At 62.0% G+C, this 15,515-nt stretch carries 15 protein-coding genes; 7 read left to right on the top strand and 8 right to left on the bottom strand.

Annotated elements, in window-relative coordinates; genetic code table 11:
* The 7 genes from GGR04_RS19645 (at window position 1) to GGR04_RS19615 (ending at window position 5,980) form a co-directional block, all read left to right on the top strand.
* Window positions 1–207 carry an antitoxin VbhA family protein gene (locus GGR04_RS19645; protein ID WP_183201701.1) on the top strand — a complete coding sequence of 69 codons (207 nt, stop codon included), beginning with the start codon at window positions 1–3 and terminating at the stop codon, window positions 205–207.
* A 5-nt stretch (window positions 208–212) separates the two neighbouring features.
* Window positions 213–1,895 carry a Fic/DOC family protein gene (locus GGR04_RS19640; protein ID WP_183201699.1) on the top strand — a complete coding sequence of 561 codons (1,683 nt, stop codon included), beginning with the start codon at window positions 213–215 and terminating at the stop codon, window positions 1,893–1,895.
* A gap of 128 nt (window positions 1,896–2,023) precedes the next feature.
* Window positions 2,024–2,524, top strand: coding sequence for a DotD/TraH family lipoprotein (locus tag GGR04_RS24475; RefSeq protein ID WP_183201697.1), 501 nt, complete (start codon window positions 2,024–2,026; stop codon window positions 2,522–2,524).
* Complete coding sequence (locus GGR04_RS19630) at window positions 2,521–3,450, top strand: type IV secretory system conjugative DNA transfer family protein (RefSeq protein ID WP_183201695.1); 930 nt, start codon at window positions 2,521–2,523, stop codon at window positions 3,448–3,450. Before GGR04_RS24475 ends, GGR04_RS19630 begins: the two co-directional genes overlap by 4 nt.
* Window positions 3,447–4,664, top strand: a complete 1,218-nt coding sequence (locus tag GGR04_RS19625) for a type IV pilus twitching motility protein PilT (RefSeq protein ID WP_183201693.1) — start codon at window positions 3,447–3,449, stop codon at window positions 4,662–4,664. Before GGR04_RS19630 ends, GGR04_RS19625 begins: the two co-directional genes overlap by 4 nt.
* Window positions 4,665–4,674: 10 nt before the next feature.
* The gene (locus tag GGR04_RS19620) at window positions 4,675–5,553 is read left to right on the top strand and encodes a hypothetical protein (RefSeq protein WP_183201691.1); all 879 of its coding nucleotides are present in this window, start codon (window positions 4,675–4,677) and stop codon (window positions 5,551–5,553) included.
* 100 nt (window positions 5,554–5,653) lie between these two features.
* The gene (locus tag GGR04_RS19615) at window positions 5,654–5,980 is read left to right on the top strand and encodes a hypothetical protein (protein ID WP_183201689.1); all 327 of its coding nucleotides are present in this window, start codon (window positions 5,654–5,656) and stop codon (window positions 5,978–5,980) included.
* A 48-nt stretch (window positions 5,981–6,028) separates the two neighbouring features.
* Here GGR04_RS19615 and GGR04_RS19610 read toward each other — a convergent pair whose 3' ends face one another.
* The 8 genes from GGR04_RS19610 to GGR04_RS19575 are packed head-to-tail and all read right to left on the bottom strand — an operon-like array spanning window position 6,029 to window position 15,515.
* Window positions 6,029–8,257: a DotA/TraY family protein gene (locus GGR04_RS19610; protein WP_183201687.1), complete on the bottom strand. Its 2,229-nt coding sequence runs from the start codon at window positions 8,255–8,257 to the stop codon at window positions 6,029–6,031.
* Window positions 8,257–8,748, bottom strand: a complete 492-nt coding sequence (locus GGR04_RS19605) for a hypothetical protein (protein ID WP_183201686.1) — start codon at window positions 8,746–8,748, stop codon at window positions 8,257–8,259. Before GGR04_RS19605 ends, GGR04_RS19610 begins: the two co-directional genes overlap by 1 nt.
* 1 nt (window position 8,749) lies before the next feature.
* Window positions 8,750–9,895, bottom strand: coding sequence for a conjugal transfer protein TraW family protein (locus tag GGR04_RS19600; protein WP_183201684.1), 1,146 nt, complete (start codon window positions 9,893–9,895; stop codon window positions 8,750–8,752).
* Window positions 9,892–10,464: a hypothetical protein gene (locus GGR04_RS19595; RefSeq protein WP_183201682.1), complete on the bottom strand. Its 573-nt coding sequence runs from the start codon at window positions 10,462–10,464 to the stop codon at window positions 9,892–9,894. Before GGR04_RS19595 ends, GGR04_RS19600 begins: the two co-directional genes overlap by 4 nt.
* A complete protein-coding gene (locus GGR04_RS19590) occupies window positions 10,461–11,237 on the bottom strand; it encodes a hypothetical protein (RefSeq protein WP_183201680.1) in 777 nt (258 codons plus the stop codon). Before GGR04_RS19590 ends, GGR04_RS19595 begins: the two co-directional genes overlap by 4 nt.
* Window positions 11,234–12,088 (bottom strand): hypothetical protein, encoded by an 855-nt coding sequence (locus GGR04_RS19585; protein ID WP_183201678.1) that lies wholly within the window; start codon window positions 12,086–12,088, stop codon window positions 11,234–11,236. Before GGR04_RS19585 ends, GGR04_RS19590 begins: the two co-directional genes overlap by 4 nt.
* Before the next feature lie 26 nt (window positions 12,089–12,114).
* Window positions 12,115–15,135 carry a putative type IV secretion/conjugal transfer ATPase gene (locus GGR04_RS19580; protein ID WP_183201676.1) on the bottom strand — a complete coding sequence of 1,007 codons (3,021 nt, stop codon included), beginning with the start codon at window positions 15,133–15,135 and terminating at the stop codon, window positions 12,115–12,117.
* A gap of 5 nt (window positions 15,136–15,140) precedes the next feature.
* The gene (locus tag GGR04_RS19575) at window positions 15,141–15,515 is read right to left on the bottom strand and encodes a hypothetical protein (protein ID WP_183201674.1); all 375 of its coding nucleotides are present in this window, start codon (window positions 15,513–15,515) and stop codon (window positions 15,141–15,143) included.

The raw sequence follows: 15,515 nt of genomic DNA, 5'->3' as shown, positions 1-15,515 counted from the left end.
ATGACAGCCGATCGGCTCAACCCAGCCATTAGCGAAGCCGAGCGAGCTCGCCGGCTGAAGGCCATCGACCAAGCGCGAGCTGCCAATCGACGTCAGGGCTACGTTCACGACCAGGTGCTCGAGGACGGCAAGGCTCGTTATGCCAACGGCGAGATCACCATGGATGAACTACGCGAGCAGACCCTTGCTCGCTTTCGTCCGGCCTGATCGCCATGGCCGGTTCCTACACCTATCCCAACGAGGGTGACGACGCCGATCGGCACGACGTCCTGCGAAACAAGTTTGAAATCCGATCAGGTGCCGAGCTTCGCGTAGCCGAATATGCCCTGACGGATCTTCGACAGATCGAACTGAGCGAAGGTCGTGGCCCGCGGGGTTCTTTCGACGCCGATCACCTGAAGGCCATCCACCACCATATCTTCCAAGATGTCTACGAATGGGCGGGGCAGACGCGCAACCAGCGTCCTGTGATCGATGGAGAGCGTGTCGAGCCGATCGGATCGATGTCAAAGGCCGGACAGGCATTTCTGCCCGGTTCGCGCATCGAGATGGGGTTGAACGCTGCCCTTGATCCCATCCGAAACATCGAAGCCTTGAAAGGGTCCTCGATCGAGACCTTCTCCGCAAACGCTGGCGAAGTGCTGGGCGAGCTCAACTACGTCCATCCGTTCCGTGAAGGCAACGGCCGCACGCAGGAAGCCTTCATCCAGGCGCTTGGCGCCCATGTCGGACATGAAGTCGATTTCTCGGTCATCACGAAGACGCGGATGATCGAAGCGTCTGTCGAGACCTTCAATGATCCGAAAGCACCGGCAATGCGCCACCTCATAGAGGATGCCGTCGATCCCGGCCGTCGGGAAGCCCTTCGGATCGCTATCGGAGACCTCGCGGCTCAGGACGTCAAACCCGACGAGTTCATTGTGAGAACCGCCCGGTCGGGCGAAATCGTCGTCGGCACCATCTTGGCGGAGGATAGCCCCTTCCCAACCATCATCACCGAAGTCGGGCTCGTCGTCGTACCCAAGAAAGACATACCTCCTACGATCGAAGCCGACGGCACCGTGACCGTCCCGGTCACTTCCAGCTTTGAAGTGCCCGTGATCGCCACAACCGCGATCGCCGTCACCGCCTCGTTCATGCCCGCCATCACGCAGTGGCCGCAGACGGTTGAGCAGACCGTTTCGCAGGTTGTCGCCACACACCCCAGCGTCACGATGTTTCTGCAGGACGCCACGCTCCATGCCGGACATGCCTGGAAGGAGCCGGAAAGCGTAGTGGCAAAGGTTCAGGAGGCGATCGCCTCGAACCCTTCACAGGCCGCCGCGATCCTAGCCAACGTCGAAGCGTCGCCACAGTCCTTTGGCGCCATGGCAGGAGGCAAGACTCTGTTCGGGAACCCCGATCCAGAGCGGCAACTCGCATTGGAGCGTGTACCCTTGTTCACGGCCTCCATGCGTAACACGATCGAGGCCGCAGAGCGCGTGGAGCCGGCAATCCGCCAAACCGAGATCGCTTGGCGGGATGAGATGGCAACGCCCCTTCCCACCTTGTCTCCCGCGGCCATCGGCGTCGTGCAGGACCTCGCCCAGGCTTCAGCCATGAAGCGGACGGACAAGGAACCGGCTCACGAACTCGCCGTGAGCGCGATGGGACAGGAGGCGTTCTCCGAGGTGAAGGAGTGGCGCCAAGCGGTGAATGCCCGCATGAGCGTCCCCGACGCGGTTGATCGGATCCCTGGCCTATCCGACGAGAAGAGAGCGGGCATCGTTGCCACCGTCGCGACCGTCGACACTGCGGTTCGAGAAGCGTCCATGACCACGCAACGCTCAATCATTCGCGAAGCCACCATCGAGATCAACACATCGCGCGGGATCGATATAGGCCCCGGCGCCTAGCTGGGGTTTGCACGGATTAGCCATGTGACTCCACTGCAACAGCCACACGCGATCTACGCCAGCTCATTGAGGAAAATAATCGTTAGAGTATGCAGAACCGACATCGTTAATTCAGGGGGAGCCCGATCGTGCGGGGAATCGGCATCATCGTTGCGCTCTGCCTTCCCGTCGCGGGATGCGCAAAAGCGCCCCCACCTGATCTGACGGGGATTTCCGGCTACATCGCTCAGCAGACCTCGTTCACCGAGGACCAGAAGGAATACGCCTCGCGCTACGGGGCGCTCGCTGGCTACAACGCCAACGCCGTCCAGCTCGTCCCGAACTATCCGAGCGAGGAGCTGTTCCGTCTGGTCGATAGCCGATGGAACGGCACGGTCGAGGACCTCACCCAGCGCATCGCGAAGCTGACGGGTTTTCGCGTCGCGACCTCCGGGGAGAAGCCCGGCGCCCCTATCGTCGTCGCCGTCAACCAAGCCGATCTGACGGCGATCGGCTTTCTCCGCGAGGGCTTCGCACAGGCGCGCACCCGGGCCACCCTTACCATCGACCAGAACAACCGGGTCATGACCATCCGCTATGTGCGGCCCGAGTCGAGCCCCGTCCCGCATCAGGATGACGTCACCCTATGAGAGCGCGCGTCATCCTCGCCATGCTCGCTGCGTCCACGATGCTCGCCGGCTGCCAGACCACCAAAGTCGGCGGCAGCGAGAAGACGCTTGCCGACGACATTCAGATCAACGTTCCGGCCCATACCGGCGGTCCCCTTCCCCTTGCCGGCAACAACGACCTCCTGGCCAAGGGCCCAGCTCCTCTCGACTACGCCTCGTTTTCCAAGCGTGCCCGGTCGGGCAAATACGCGACGACCGAGGTGGAGAAGATCCGGCACGAGGTTCTGCGCGACGCCGCGACCGCCTATGCCTCGCAGGCAGGCTACTATCGCCGCGCCTACGACATCATGCGCCAGCTCGAGGTCGAGAGCGGTCGCCTTTCGGAAGCCTTCAACTTCAACCGCGTCGTCTACGTCACGCCCAAGGAAGCCGGGTTCGTCATCCCGCCGATCGTGACACGCGGCACGTCCGCGCTCCAGATCAACGACACCGGCACGCAGAGCGTGGCGGCCGACGAGTATTACCGGATCGAACAGCCCGGCCGCCTCGTTGGCGTCGTCCCCACCTGGCGCGACTACCTCGTAATGGCCCTCGAACAGCCCAACGAGCCGGACATCGAGTTCCTGCCCCAGGACGACGACGAGCGCAAAATCTTCGACGCCTACCTCGCCGAGGGATGGAAAGTCGGCGAGGGCATGGCCGACGACGCCCTGAAGGCTGCGATGAACGATCTACGCCGCGACTATCTCGGCATGGTCGAGTACCGCCGCCTGGTCGACGCCGGTCTTATCAAGGAACTGGCCGTTCGCTGGGACCAGCGACGCGCCTCGTCCGCGCCAAACGAACTGTTCATCGGCGAGCGCACGGTCCGCATCGTCGATGCCGCGACCTTCGTGCGCGATCCCAAGCAGTGGAAGCCCGTCACCCGCAAATTCGAAAGCCCATGATCGACAAACGGCTGTTCGACACGACCCCCTTCGATCCCGAGGCCGCCTATGTGGCGGTCCTCGATCCGGAGCCCGGTCGATACGACGCCGGCGGGGAGGAGTTGTTCGATGCCTTCACCGTCGGCGCGGTCGAACGGGGCGCGTCCGACATCACCTTGCAGAGCGATGCCAGGCCGCGGGTCCAGATTAACGGCGGATGGTACTTCGGCGCCAAGAAGCACATCTCGTCGGCCGAAGTCGTGGCCATTCTCTCGCGACTCTGGAAGGGCACTGACGCGGCTTCCATCCTCCGACAGGGGAGAGCTCTGGATTTTCGCTTCGAGGTCCGTGTGGATCGTCGCACGCGCCAGGGATACCGCGTCAACGCCACACCCATCATGCGCGACGGCACGAACGCGATCGAGATCACCCTTCGCGGCCTGCCCAACAAGACCCCGACCCTCGACAGCGTTTCGCTCGAGCTAGAACTTCGCGACCAGCTCGATCACCGTTCGGGCATCGTCGTCATCGCCGGCGCCACCGGACAGGGCAAGTCCACCACCATGGCGGCGATCACCAGGATGCACCTTGAAGCCAAGCGCGGCATCAAGATCGCCGACTTCCAGGCGCCTATCGAGTTCACCTACGCCGACATTCTGGACGAGAACGCCGACATGGCGTCGCTGATCGGTCAGAGCGAGATCGGCGAGGGTCGAAACCTCCCGACCTTTGCCGACGGCATCCGCTCTGCCATGCGCCGCGCGCCGCAGATCATCAACGTCGGCGAGTCCCGCGATCGTGAAACTATGGCCGCCTCGATCGAGGCGTGCCTGACGGGCCACCTCGTGAACACCACCACCCATGCCGGCAGCGTGGCCGAGGCGCTCCGCCGTATGGCCTCCGTCTTCCCGCCCGAGGAGCGCGAAGGCCGCGCCTTCGATCTCATAACCTCGCTCCAACTTGTCATCGTCCAGCACTTGATCCGCACTGGCGATGCTCGCGGTCGCGTGGCAGTGCGAGAATACCTTCGGTTCGACGACGACGTTCGCGACCGCTTTACGTCGACGCCGGTGACAGCCTGGACCAGCATCGTCTCGGATCTCATGGACCGCCCGCCCGAGGGCGTCCTCGCCAAACCGCTATGGCGATCGGCGCAGGATCTGGTCAATGAAGGCCGGATCACCGATCAAGAAGCTCGACGCTTTATCCCACGCGCCCAACGCGCCAGCGCCTGAAGGAACGGACATGCGAAGCTTCCGTCGCCTGGCCCTCTGCGGCTTCTCCCTCCTCGCAATCGTTGCCTCCGCGTCGGCCGGGACGATCGTGCCGGTCAATGACGATCCGCCGATGGCAGGTTTCCCAGAAGGAGCGGTGCTGGACGTTCTCGGCATCAAGCTCGGCATGACACCGGACGACGTGCGCGCTGCCTACGATGGTGAGCTTTCTGAGGAAAAGCGCACCATTCGCGAGGTGAACCCGGACACCGGCGCCAGCTTCGACGTCCAGTATGTCTACCAGCTCACAACCAAGTTGCCTCCTAGAAGCTACGGGGCGCCGATCAAGGCAGAGAACGTTCTGGAGGTGACGTTCGGGTCCCCCTTCGTCGCTAACCGCGCTGTACGGATCAGCAACACGTACCGGCCCCCAAGCGACACGCCGATCTCACCACAGGGCTTCATGACGCTCCTCGAAAAGAAGTACGGAGCAACGTCCGGCGTCTACAAGCGTGACAACAGATCGCTGTGGGTCTTCGGCCCTGACGGACGTGTCGTGTTCGACCGTATGCCTGAAGCCTATGACCGGACTAACGACCGGGCTGGGTACGAGATCCCTAACAGACACAATTACACGTTTGGACCCATGCCCATGTGCCTGCGCGCGTCGGAGTTCGAGGTCTTCAAAAAATCGTCCCTGCCGTACGCGTTCGATGCGGCTCGCAAAATCGAGACCGACGGCTGTGTCGGAGGCATCGTCGCCTATCCAGGAGATCGAGCGGACACAAGTCCACGGGTCGTCATCGCAGTCGATCAGCGACGAGTGGATCTTGACAACGCGGCGTTGGATGCGGCTGTGAAGACCGCTCATACTGCCCCCCTGTCTAATATCATGGAGCCAAAACTTTAGCGCAGGTTGCATCTAAGAGAGGAACGTTATAGTTCTGGTTTCGTTCTAATCCACGGCAGTTGCGGTCTTTGTCGTCTGATCCACCTCAATGGAGGGCAACATGCCAACATTCCTGATCCGATGGGCGTTGCCCCATAGAGGTCCCTGCACGCATCTCAGCGCTTTTGAATACAGGCTCCGGGTCCTGGTATTCGGGGCCATCTGGATCGTCGCCTTCCTTCCTGCTGCAATCACCTTGGTTTTTGTAGGGTTCGGATTGCTGCCTGCTCTAGCAATCTTCATCGGGTTTTCTGGAATGATGGATGGTCGCTTTAATGGGTTCAGCGATGACCAGATCGCAATATTCGCCCTGATCGTGGCAAGTTGGTTGTTGAGCTTCTTGATTTGCCGGTTTCTGAAATATCGATACCTCACCACCCACTGGTGAAGGACGATGGATGAAAAAAGGGGGCTTGAAGTCCCCTTTTTTTGTCCGCTAATCCTTCTTCTTCAGCTGCCTCCTCGGCAGAACAGGGCGGACCCGCTTCTCGTGGTCGTCAATCGATCTGTTGGACTGTGCTCCCAGGGCTTTCATGCCTCCGGCTGCGGTCGCACCGCCGCCCGCTGCCGCGATGCGCGCGCGGTTTGCGGTTCCGTCGTCGAGATCGACTGCAACATTGTCGAACCAACGCAACACGCGGCTCGGCAACTCGGCCGCCAAGCTGAACGAGCGTTCGAGAAGGATAAGGTAGAGGAACGTCATCATGATGAGCGCCGCAAAGATGCCGAACACCGACATGATGGCGAAGTTGCTGTCTGCGCTCAACGATTGCGCCGCGGTCATGGCGTAATAGAAGCCCCCGTTCACGAGGGTACCCAGCACACGGAAAATCGCCATGCCGGCAAGAAAGCCCATCAGCATTAGCGCAGGCGTAAGGAATAGAGCCAGGAGCATGACATACCCACGGCGCGCGTTCGGCCCAGCCATGCCGCCGTTCCGGTCCATGGAAAGGTGAGCAATAGCCCATAAGGGGCCGGCAAAGATTGCCTCGACCACCAGAAGCAGAAAGGCTCCGATCGAGATCACCCAAATGACGGATGGAACCAAAGGCAGGATGTAGGAGATGAACACTCCCATGAAGGCTGTTCCACTCAACACCCAGCCCAGTACGGTCCCAATGAACACCGATCCGCCCCCTACAAGCGGGAAAGCAGCGGCGACAGCCAGAAGAACGATCGTGGCGCCGGCGGCTACGGCCAACACACGGCCGACAGTCATTAGGGCCAGAAGGGGATCCTGATTGTAGCCGTTTGCAGGATCGAGATACTGGAAGGCATCGAAGACACCGTTGGGCGATGGCATCCAACTGGACAACTCGCCCGCTGTGTCCGCATACGCTTGGCGCTCGTTAGTAAACGCCTGAATGTTGGATCGAGCAACAGACTCGTTCCACCAGTTCACTGTGATATTATACGTGTTCAGAACCTCAGCTAGAAAATCTCGCGCATCTTCGTCACGGTTCCATCCTAGCCACCCACCCACTTGTGATCGAACGGCTTGGAACGTTGATCCATTAGGGTTGCTACTTGCGCCGATCGCGTCACCGGGCGAAGCAATCGGCATCATCTGCTGCACGGCTGACGCATCGGCCGAGAACCGTGAGACGATTGCGTAGTAGAAGCCTGCCTGCGTCCATCCGCCGTTTTTCATATTGGCGGCAAGTTGCTCGTTCGAGACCTCCGTACCCGTCTTGACCAGCGACTCCTTTGTCGCCTGCTGCGCTCGTTCTTCCAGTGTCGTCACCAGCGCGTTCGTTACCGCTCGATGACGGACACGCCATGCGCGCATATCGAGACCAAGCCGTCGCGGTTCCGGTAGCGCTTCGCGCTTGCTTGCAGCGGCCGCGACAAGTTTGGCAATGGGTGTAAAATCGTCGAGGGTCGCGTCGATGGCGTCCTTCATGCCGCTATGCCAAGTTTCATAGGACGCGCCAGCCGCCGAGGCGACCCGTTCGAAGCCAGCAGGAGCCGACGGCAGGCTGATCTTTCCACAGGCCGCGATCCGGTCTGGGATGGAATATTGGTAGGTATCGGGTACTTGTCCTGACCAACTTCCCGTCATCGCAGGCAGATCCCCGCCTTTAACGACCTCTTCGTTGTATGCGGCCGTGCAAAGCTCCATGCGCCACACCGCTTGCAGGAACTGCGCATCAAGAGACGCATAGTCCGGTGCTGCGACGGGAAGTCTGTCCTGAACGATGATGTCGACCGTCTCGTCCCAAAAGAACGATGCCGTCGCCGTGCCAGCGTTCACGACATAGGCGATGGCGTGTTGCGCGCCGTTGTAGCCAGTCGGAAGCGGGATGAGGCACGCGGCGGCGACGATCATCCGGATAGGCGACCATAGCGAAGAATGGCGCTGCCCCAGGACCGAGCCGTCGTGGGCCGTTTCCGTGACGCCCACGATAATGTTGTAGACGAGAAGCAAGAGGCCGATCGCGAAGAAGATCACGTTGAAGTTTGCAATCAGACGCGACACGAGCGTCGCAGACTGGCCCCCCATCTCGCCGACAACGGGGAACAGAGGCCCGAACACCATGTTCAGGTACTCGTTCGTCTGCGGATCGCCCTGGCCACGGAAAATGTCGACCAGACTAATTTCAGCCGCGGTCGCGGCCGATGCCGACAACAGCAACAAGACGAGCGCAGCGGAAAGCCGGTTCATCACCGCTCCTTCTCCATGATCTGCATGTTCCGGGGCAAGCGGTGATTCAGGTACTCGACAGGCGCTCCAAACCGACCTTGCTGGATCTGCCAAGCGCGGAAATCCGCCACCAAAGCTTTGACAGCCATGAAGGCTGCGCCGGCGACGAGACCTACACCGAACGGAATCGTCAGGACGTCGTAGAGAGCGGCCAATGGGATCGCTGCAAGCAATCCGACGCAGACCACGACAAAAATGCCTCGATCGCGCTCCCAATTGAACAAGGCGGCCTCGATCTGGTCATCGCTCAGGGAGTAGGAATGGTCCCGAAAACGCTGGATCCCACCGTCCGGGTCGCGCCCGAAGAACCCACGTCGGTTGAAGCCTCTCGGACGCATTGAGGACAGCCCTTCGGCTGCCCCGTCCAACCCTTCTTTTGCAACCTTTGACGCGAGGTCGACACCTGGCGCTCGAAAGAACCGCCAGCGTCTTCTTTGGTACTTGTCGGCCATCCTATTGCGCCGCAGCGCTTTCGAAGCGCGTCGTGATGGCGGTGCCGGATGTATCGCGGTTGTCGAGTTCGGTGGCCAGATGCGTGGCGCTGACCGCCGCCTCACGCTTCATAAGCTGGAACATCATCCAGTTCACATGAAGGTTGAGCGCATTGGTCAACGCGATTTCACGCGAAACGGCCTCTGGCGCCATCGTCGCAAGCTGCTGGTGCCAGTCCGGGTTTGCGAACCGAGATTGCACGAAGATGTCGATGACCTGTTGGTTCGAGACCGCATCGCCAATCGTGTTGGAGTAGGAAGCAGGCGCAGCTCGCTTGGCCCAATCGACCAAGCCGCTACTCCCTGTCGGCGCTGCGAGATCGCCAAGGTAGGAAAAGACCGAATGAGCTGCTGATCGCCGGGCTTCATCGATCTGCCGAGCTGCGAGTTGCGCCTTGCCCTGCGGTGTCCTCTTCTCGCCATCCGTCAACGGTCTCGCCGGCGTGGGATCGACCACGTTGTTCACCAGACGGGCTGACGCCTTCGCGACTTTCTCGTCCGTCGTGTCGAGGGTTTGGCCTTCGAGCATGAGACGAAGATCCGTTGTCGGATCGAGATAACCCCCGAGACCCTGGAGCTCTTCCCGGTCCGCAACGATCACTTGCGCAACGGCAAGCCCGCCTTGCGTGACAGGTAGACCAGCAGGGCCGTTGCCACGGCTCCAGTTTCTCGAAGAGTTGACGAGATCGTTGCCGCCGACGCCCTGCGATCCGCCCCCACCACCACCGAACTGGATGATGCCCGATAGATCCGTACACGCCGATGCCGCAGGATCGTATCGACCGCCTTCGGCTTTCGCGCGCGCGAGGTCGCGCTGGCGCATGGTCTCGATCTGTTGCGCGGCGTCTTCGACGCGCTGCTGCGAGCGCGCCGTGCGGGTCTCGTAGCCCGAAAGCTGTGCCGTGCTTTGACCCAGCGCGGTCACAATCGCCGTTTGAGCGGCGATAACCGCCTGCGTCGTTCCCTGAATTTGGGCGCTCACATTGGCGTTCATGTTGTTCACGGCGCTGACAACACAACCGTCACACACCGCGTAGGCCGATGGGACGATGGCGAACATAGACGTGGACGAGGCGACCAGCGCCGCCAGAACGACAAGCCGCTTCATTGTCCGTTCCCCCCGTAAATACGCTTGTACTCGTCTCGGAGCTGCGTTCCCTCACCTAGATCCTCGCGTTCGTAGAAGCTCGGTGCCCCGCCCTGCGAACCGAAGCCTGACTGCGGAGTGGTGAACTCGATCTGCACGGTCGAACCGTTGAAGCCGGGGATGCCGAGCCGGTCGAAACTTGGAAGCTGCAAGGCGGCCGTGAGCGGCTCCGTGACCTTCGCCCATTGCTCCTGAGCCATCGAGCAAATCTGACTCTCGGCGTTCGAGATCGCATTCTTCAGGAGGCCCTGAAGGTTCGGAAGCGAGATCATCGTGTCGAGGTTGATCGAAAAGAGATCGTCCAGGCACCCGAGGCCCGAGATGCCGGCAGGCATCTTCAAAGCCGCTTCCGCGCGCTTGACCTCTGTATTGATCCCCGCGCGGATTGCCTCCGTCAACTTCGATGCAACGCCGCTATCACAGCCGCCCTGCCCGCTTTTGAAGAGCTGGGAAACGGCATCCTGCGCATGTACGGAGGCGATGGGAAGCGCGACGATCGCGGCGATCGTCAGTGTCCGGAGCATCATCATGCGCCGCCTCCAAGCGACTTGCGTTGACCCTGGAAGGGTAGGGTTTCCTGGATCACGACCTGACGCTTGGACCCGAAGCCTGGAAAGCCTTCCGTGGCGTCGTACATGCCGTCCTGAGCATAGCTGGTGGTGTCGCCTGTGCCGCCTGCCCACTCGACGGACTCGCCGCCCACCCAGGTTTCCCCGGCGTGTTTGCCCATGCGGTTCAGAAGGTATTCGTTGAGCTTCGCCGCGCTTCCGCCATTGGCGGCTACGACTTTCGCGGGCAAACCGGAGACGCTGAAGCCGGACGCAGCCCACTGGTTCAGCCCGCCGGATCCCAGGAAGTGCCCCGCTGACAAGAGGCCATCCGTCGTGACAGGACGCCCCGCTACGGTCGAGCCGATCGCGCCGCGCGTCGTCGAGCTGAAACTGTTGAGGTTCCGGTTCGTGAACCGCGTCATGCCGGCGTCCTGAAGACGGTGGCCAGCTTCCGAGTAGCGAAGGTCGTTCAAGCTGTTCACACCAGCAGAGCGAGCTTCGTCAGTGAACGTGTAGCTCGACCATTCCCTGACCGGGCCGCCGGTGTGCTTCATGTAGCCCAGCCCTGCGAACGTTCTGGGGAGGAACTGATACCGCCCCATCGCCCGCGTCGTGCCGGACGTGTTGAAAATGGCGTAGTTGCCCCCCGACTCGGCACCCGTGACATTGTTCACGTATTGCGTGCTGGCAAAGCCGAGTGCTGTCGTTCCGAGCAGCGCAGCAGCGAGAAGGGTCGTGCGAAGGATCTTCATTGCGGCAGCTCCGGCACCTGAGTTGCAGCGGGGGCTTCGGCAATCACGCGCTTTGCCCCGGCCGGGATGACGTCCTGCGCCAGAATGTGTTGGACGACCTCGCCGGTGGACGGGCTCACCACAGACACGTCCTGATCGGTCTGGATCTCTATGAGGCGGTAGCCGTTCTGGTCGGTGCGCCCATCGGCGATGCCGGCATCAGGCCCGATCGCCGAAAACTGCTGAAGGACCTTACCGTTGTCGACCGCGAGAACCGGACAGGCATCGTTCCCGCAGATGGTCAGGTCGAAGATGAAGATGAGCTTCTCGTCGCCGGTCATCAGGTTCACATCGAGCGCCGTGATCTGCGGCGCGTCGATGTTGTGAAGCTCGTCCGCGTAGTTCGCCTTGATCCAGTCCGTCGCCAAACGCATCTCGGCTTCGTTGGCGGGACGCCTTGGTGGATAGCCGCCATAGAGGCTCGGCTCATACTTCGCTCCGCCCCAGGACCATTCGCGGTTGTCGGCGAAGATCGACTTCAAACCGGTGATCTCGTTGATCTGGCCAAGCTCGAAGGTCTTGCCCTCGCCCCGCCACAGCTCGGCCCATTCCCCGTCCGTGTGATAAAGGACCGCGACGTGGCAATCCTCGCTGCACGAGACGCCCTGCCCGATCTTCACGGCGATCTGGTCGATCGCCCCCTCCGCAGGGTCTCGCAGCCAGATGCGTTGCGCGGAGACGTAGCCGAACTCCGGCTGATACATCGCTCGTGCGATGTTGGTGGCCTCCTGATTTTCCTTGTCGAACGTCACCTTTTCCAAGGCGACGCCCGCTTGCGCCCACGCCGACGTCGACACGAGCATCGACGCCATGATCGCTCCTGCGATCCCCCGAACCTTCATCGCGAAACCTCACGCACCAAATCATCTGCAAGCTGCTGGACGACGTTCTCGCGCGCGCGATTATCGATCGCCGTGCCCTGGTCTTCCAGATCGGAAAGGCGGCGCTCCAGCGTTCCCCGCGCCGAGCCGCTGGGGAAACGCTTGGCAAGGATCGCCCGCGCCGGCTTGGAGCCGAGACGCTCGTAGAGCATCCGACGCAGCGCCGCGTCCTCGGCCGTGGTGGACAGCGCCCACAGTTCGTTCGGCCCAGGCTGGTTCACCAGCTCTTGAACATAGGTGCCGCTGCGCAGCTTCATCATTGCCAGGACCGGGGCGCCGTCGCCCCTCGGGCCGGTCAAGCCGCGCATGACATCCTTGATCGAGGGACCGAGATTGTAGTCCCGGCAGATCCGGTCGCGGCTCTTCTCGGTCGGGACGTTGCAGAACCAGAACGTCGAGGCCAGTTCCTGAATGGCCGAGTCGAAGTCCTCCAGAAGCTGCGAGGCCAGTATGATCTGGACGCCGTTCTTACGGCCGACGCGCGTGTCCTGAACGATCTGATCGCGAATGCCGAGCCCGCCAGTCAGATGGTACTCGTCCACCGACAGCATCTTCGCCATCTGGCGGTTGTTCTCCACGCGGCGAAGATGCAGCGCACGGGCGCCTTCGGCAAAGTCGCCGTGCAGCGTCTTGCCGCGGATCTCGTCGGCATCGAGCCAGAAGTCGGCGGTCGTGGCCTGACGCGCGACCATATACATGATGGCGGCCTGACGCTTGGCCTGCGGCCCGGAAGTCGTCACGACGTCCGCCAGATCCAGCGAGATGATGCGCGCGTTCGAAAGATCGAAGCGCGTGGGCTGTGCCAGGATCGGGAAGTCACGCGCTGCCGATGTCACCATGCGCTGGAAAGAGCGCATGACGGTCTCTCCGGTCGGGGTCCGCATATCGCGGAACTGTTCCGCGACGGTCTCTTCGTTCGCCATGAGGACGAGATCGGAGAGCGTCGGCACCGCAAGGCGCTGCGCCAGCGCAGCCGGATGTAGCTTCCCCTTCGCGGCCAGGAAGTCGCAGACCTCCCACCACGTCGTCTGCTTGTCGCTTTCAAAGGAAAGCGCCTTCAGAGCCGCGTCGACCTCGTGGCTTTCGGTCCAGCCGAACTTCTTGGCCCCTTCGTCGGAGAAATGCAGGTAGGCCGCGTCGATCGCGGCCGCCGCGACCTGCGCCATGCCGTCATACGCCTTCTCCTCGCCGTCGGGCGTGCAGATCAGGGAGATGAGGTTGACGAGGAAGGCGCGCTCATGGGCGAGCGGGAAGCGAAGGCAAAGCTGCGTATCGAACGGGTTGAGCGCGTTCGATCCGTCCATCTTAAGGCGGTGATAGACCGCCTCGTGCCGCCGCTCCACCGGCAGGGCATCGCGGATCATGAGGATCAAGCCCGAGCTCGACGGGCCGATGTCGATGATCGAGATGCGCGGCAAGAGACCGTTGTTGTCGTCGGATCGACCTGACTGGCGGCTCAGCGCGACCGCGAGATTGATCGTGTTCAGGAGAACCGACTTGCCCGATCCCGGCGTGCCGACGATGACATCGACCCATGAAAGCTGTTGGGCCGAGCCCGGCTGGTAGGGCCAGAGCTTGCCGTCCTTTGTGCGAAGCAGGACCGCGCCGCGTGACCACGGGCTCGCGGGTCGGGCGATCGGAGCCATGGCAAGCGCCTCCGCGAAAGATGCCGAGGCAGCCGGCGCCGTGGAGGCGGCCGAAATGCCGACGGCCGAGGACATGACGCATTCCATGGGATCGCCGGTTAGCGCATCCGTCTGGCAGTTGCCCCAGCGCTCCACCGTGCGCCTCAGCATCGCCACATGGCGACGAAGCTTCGTCTCGTCGCCCTTGTCGCACCAGACGGCAAAGGAGACGCGCCAGCGCACCACCGTATCGCCCGCGCCATCGATGCGGCGAAGGCGCTCGAAGGCGTTCTTGATCCGCATGTTCGAGATCGGCGCCGTCCACGCGAAGAGGTTGACGTATTGCTGCTTGAAGACTTGGCCCTGAAAGCCGCCGGCATCCACGACCATCGAGCAGCGCCAGGACGTGCGCTCCTCGCCTTCGAGAACGCTGCGGATGAGCTGGTTGAACTCGACCACGACCTCTGGGCCGACCACGATGTCAAAGCCAGAGAACACGTAGTCGCCGAGGCGCACCGTCGATTGATCGAGGACCTCGCCATGTTCGGTCATCACCTGGCGAGCAATGATCGGCCAGACGATGTTGGAGATGTCGCCCTTGGTCAGTTCACGTTCGTTGGAAGGAAGCCGAGCGCGCACGTAGTCGCCGGGAAGCGTTCCCTTCCACGTCTTTCCGTTGGGTAGAAATGCAGGGTTCTGCACCCCGCGCATGACGGAAAGAGCTTCATGCGACGTCAAAGGCGCCAGCACGATCCCTTGGGTCGAAAACTCTCGCACCAGAGCGTCACAGACACTCATGTGGCGCGTCAGAAGGCTGTCCAGGGCAAGGCTGGGAAACTGCCCCTCCCGGGTCGAGGGTGAGCCCTGAAGGCGTTTGGAGACGGCAGCGCCGGCTTCCTTATTCTCGGTGCGTGTCATCAGGGAGGGACGCGACCAGAGCGTCAGGTAGCAGCGCTCGCCGGAGAGCCGTAGCGGGAGCAGCGCAAGGCGCTCCTCCAGAATATCCTCGAGATCGAGGCCTGTGTCCTGTGCGTTCCGCCGGGTTTGGCGGATCGCCCTCGCAATCTCTTCGTGCCCGAGTTCAGGCGATTGCGCGAAAAAGAACTCGATCGAATGACCGGGCCGCGCGAGATAAGCACTCAGCGCGACCCGAAGCCGTTCGACGGACTCGGAGATCTCCAGCGGCCCAGGCAAAGACCTGAACCCGTCGAGCTCGAAGAGGCTCGCAAGGCTTCCGTCGTCGGAGACGAACGTCGTTTCGTTCTCGGTCGACACCAGACGGCAGTAGCCGTCCAGCGACTTGCGGAAGACCGAACGGCTCAGGAAGCCTGCGAACCCTTCAAGCAGCGACAAGGGGACTACTCGACCGCGCGGAGAGTGCCGTCGATCGCCGAGCGCGTGCCGCCGTCACCGAAGAACGTGTCGACCGACAGGCCCATGAAGACCGGCAGAGCGAGAAGGGCCGCAGCGGCTGCGCCCCACTTGAACGCCGCGATCGGCGAAGCGTTGGGATCGTGGTTGTTGCGGCTGTTCTTCCAGAGAACGGTGATGGCGACGATCGCGCTGATGACACCCGCGATGAAGGCGATTGCCAAGAGCAGATCACCCATTGGGCCGAGGAAGCCCGTGCGAACGGTCTGCATCGTGCCGCCGAAACCGGCTTCCTGTGCGTTGGCGGTGCCAGCGAACGCGATCATGGCGACGCTGGCGGCGAGAACGTGAAGCTTCTTCAT

Source organism: Aureimonas pseudogalii, from assembly GCF_014196835.1.
GTDB lineage: Bacteria > Pseudomonadota > Alphaproteobacteria > Rhizobiales > Rhizobiaceae > Aureimonas > Aureimonas pseudogalii.
Note: the sequence above shows the minus strand (reverse complement) of the source record. Positions and strands in the feature narration are given on the sequence as shown.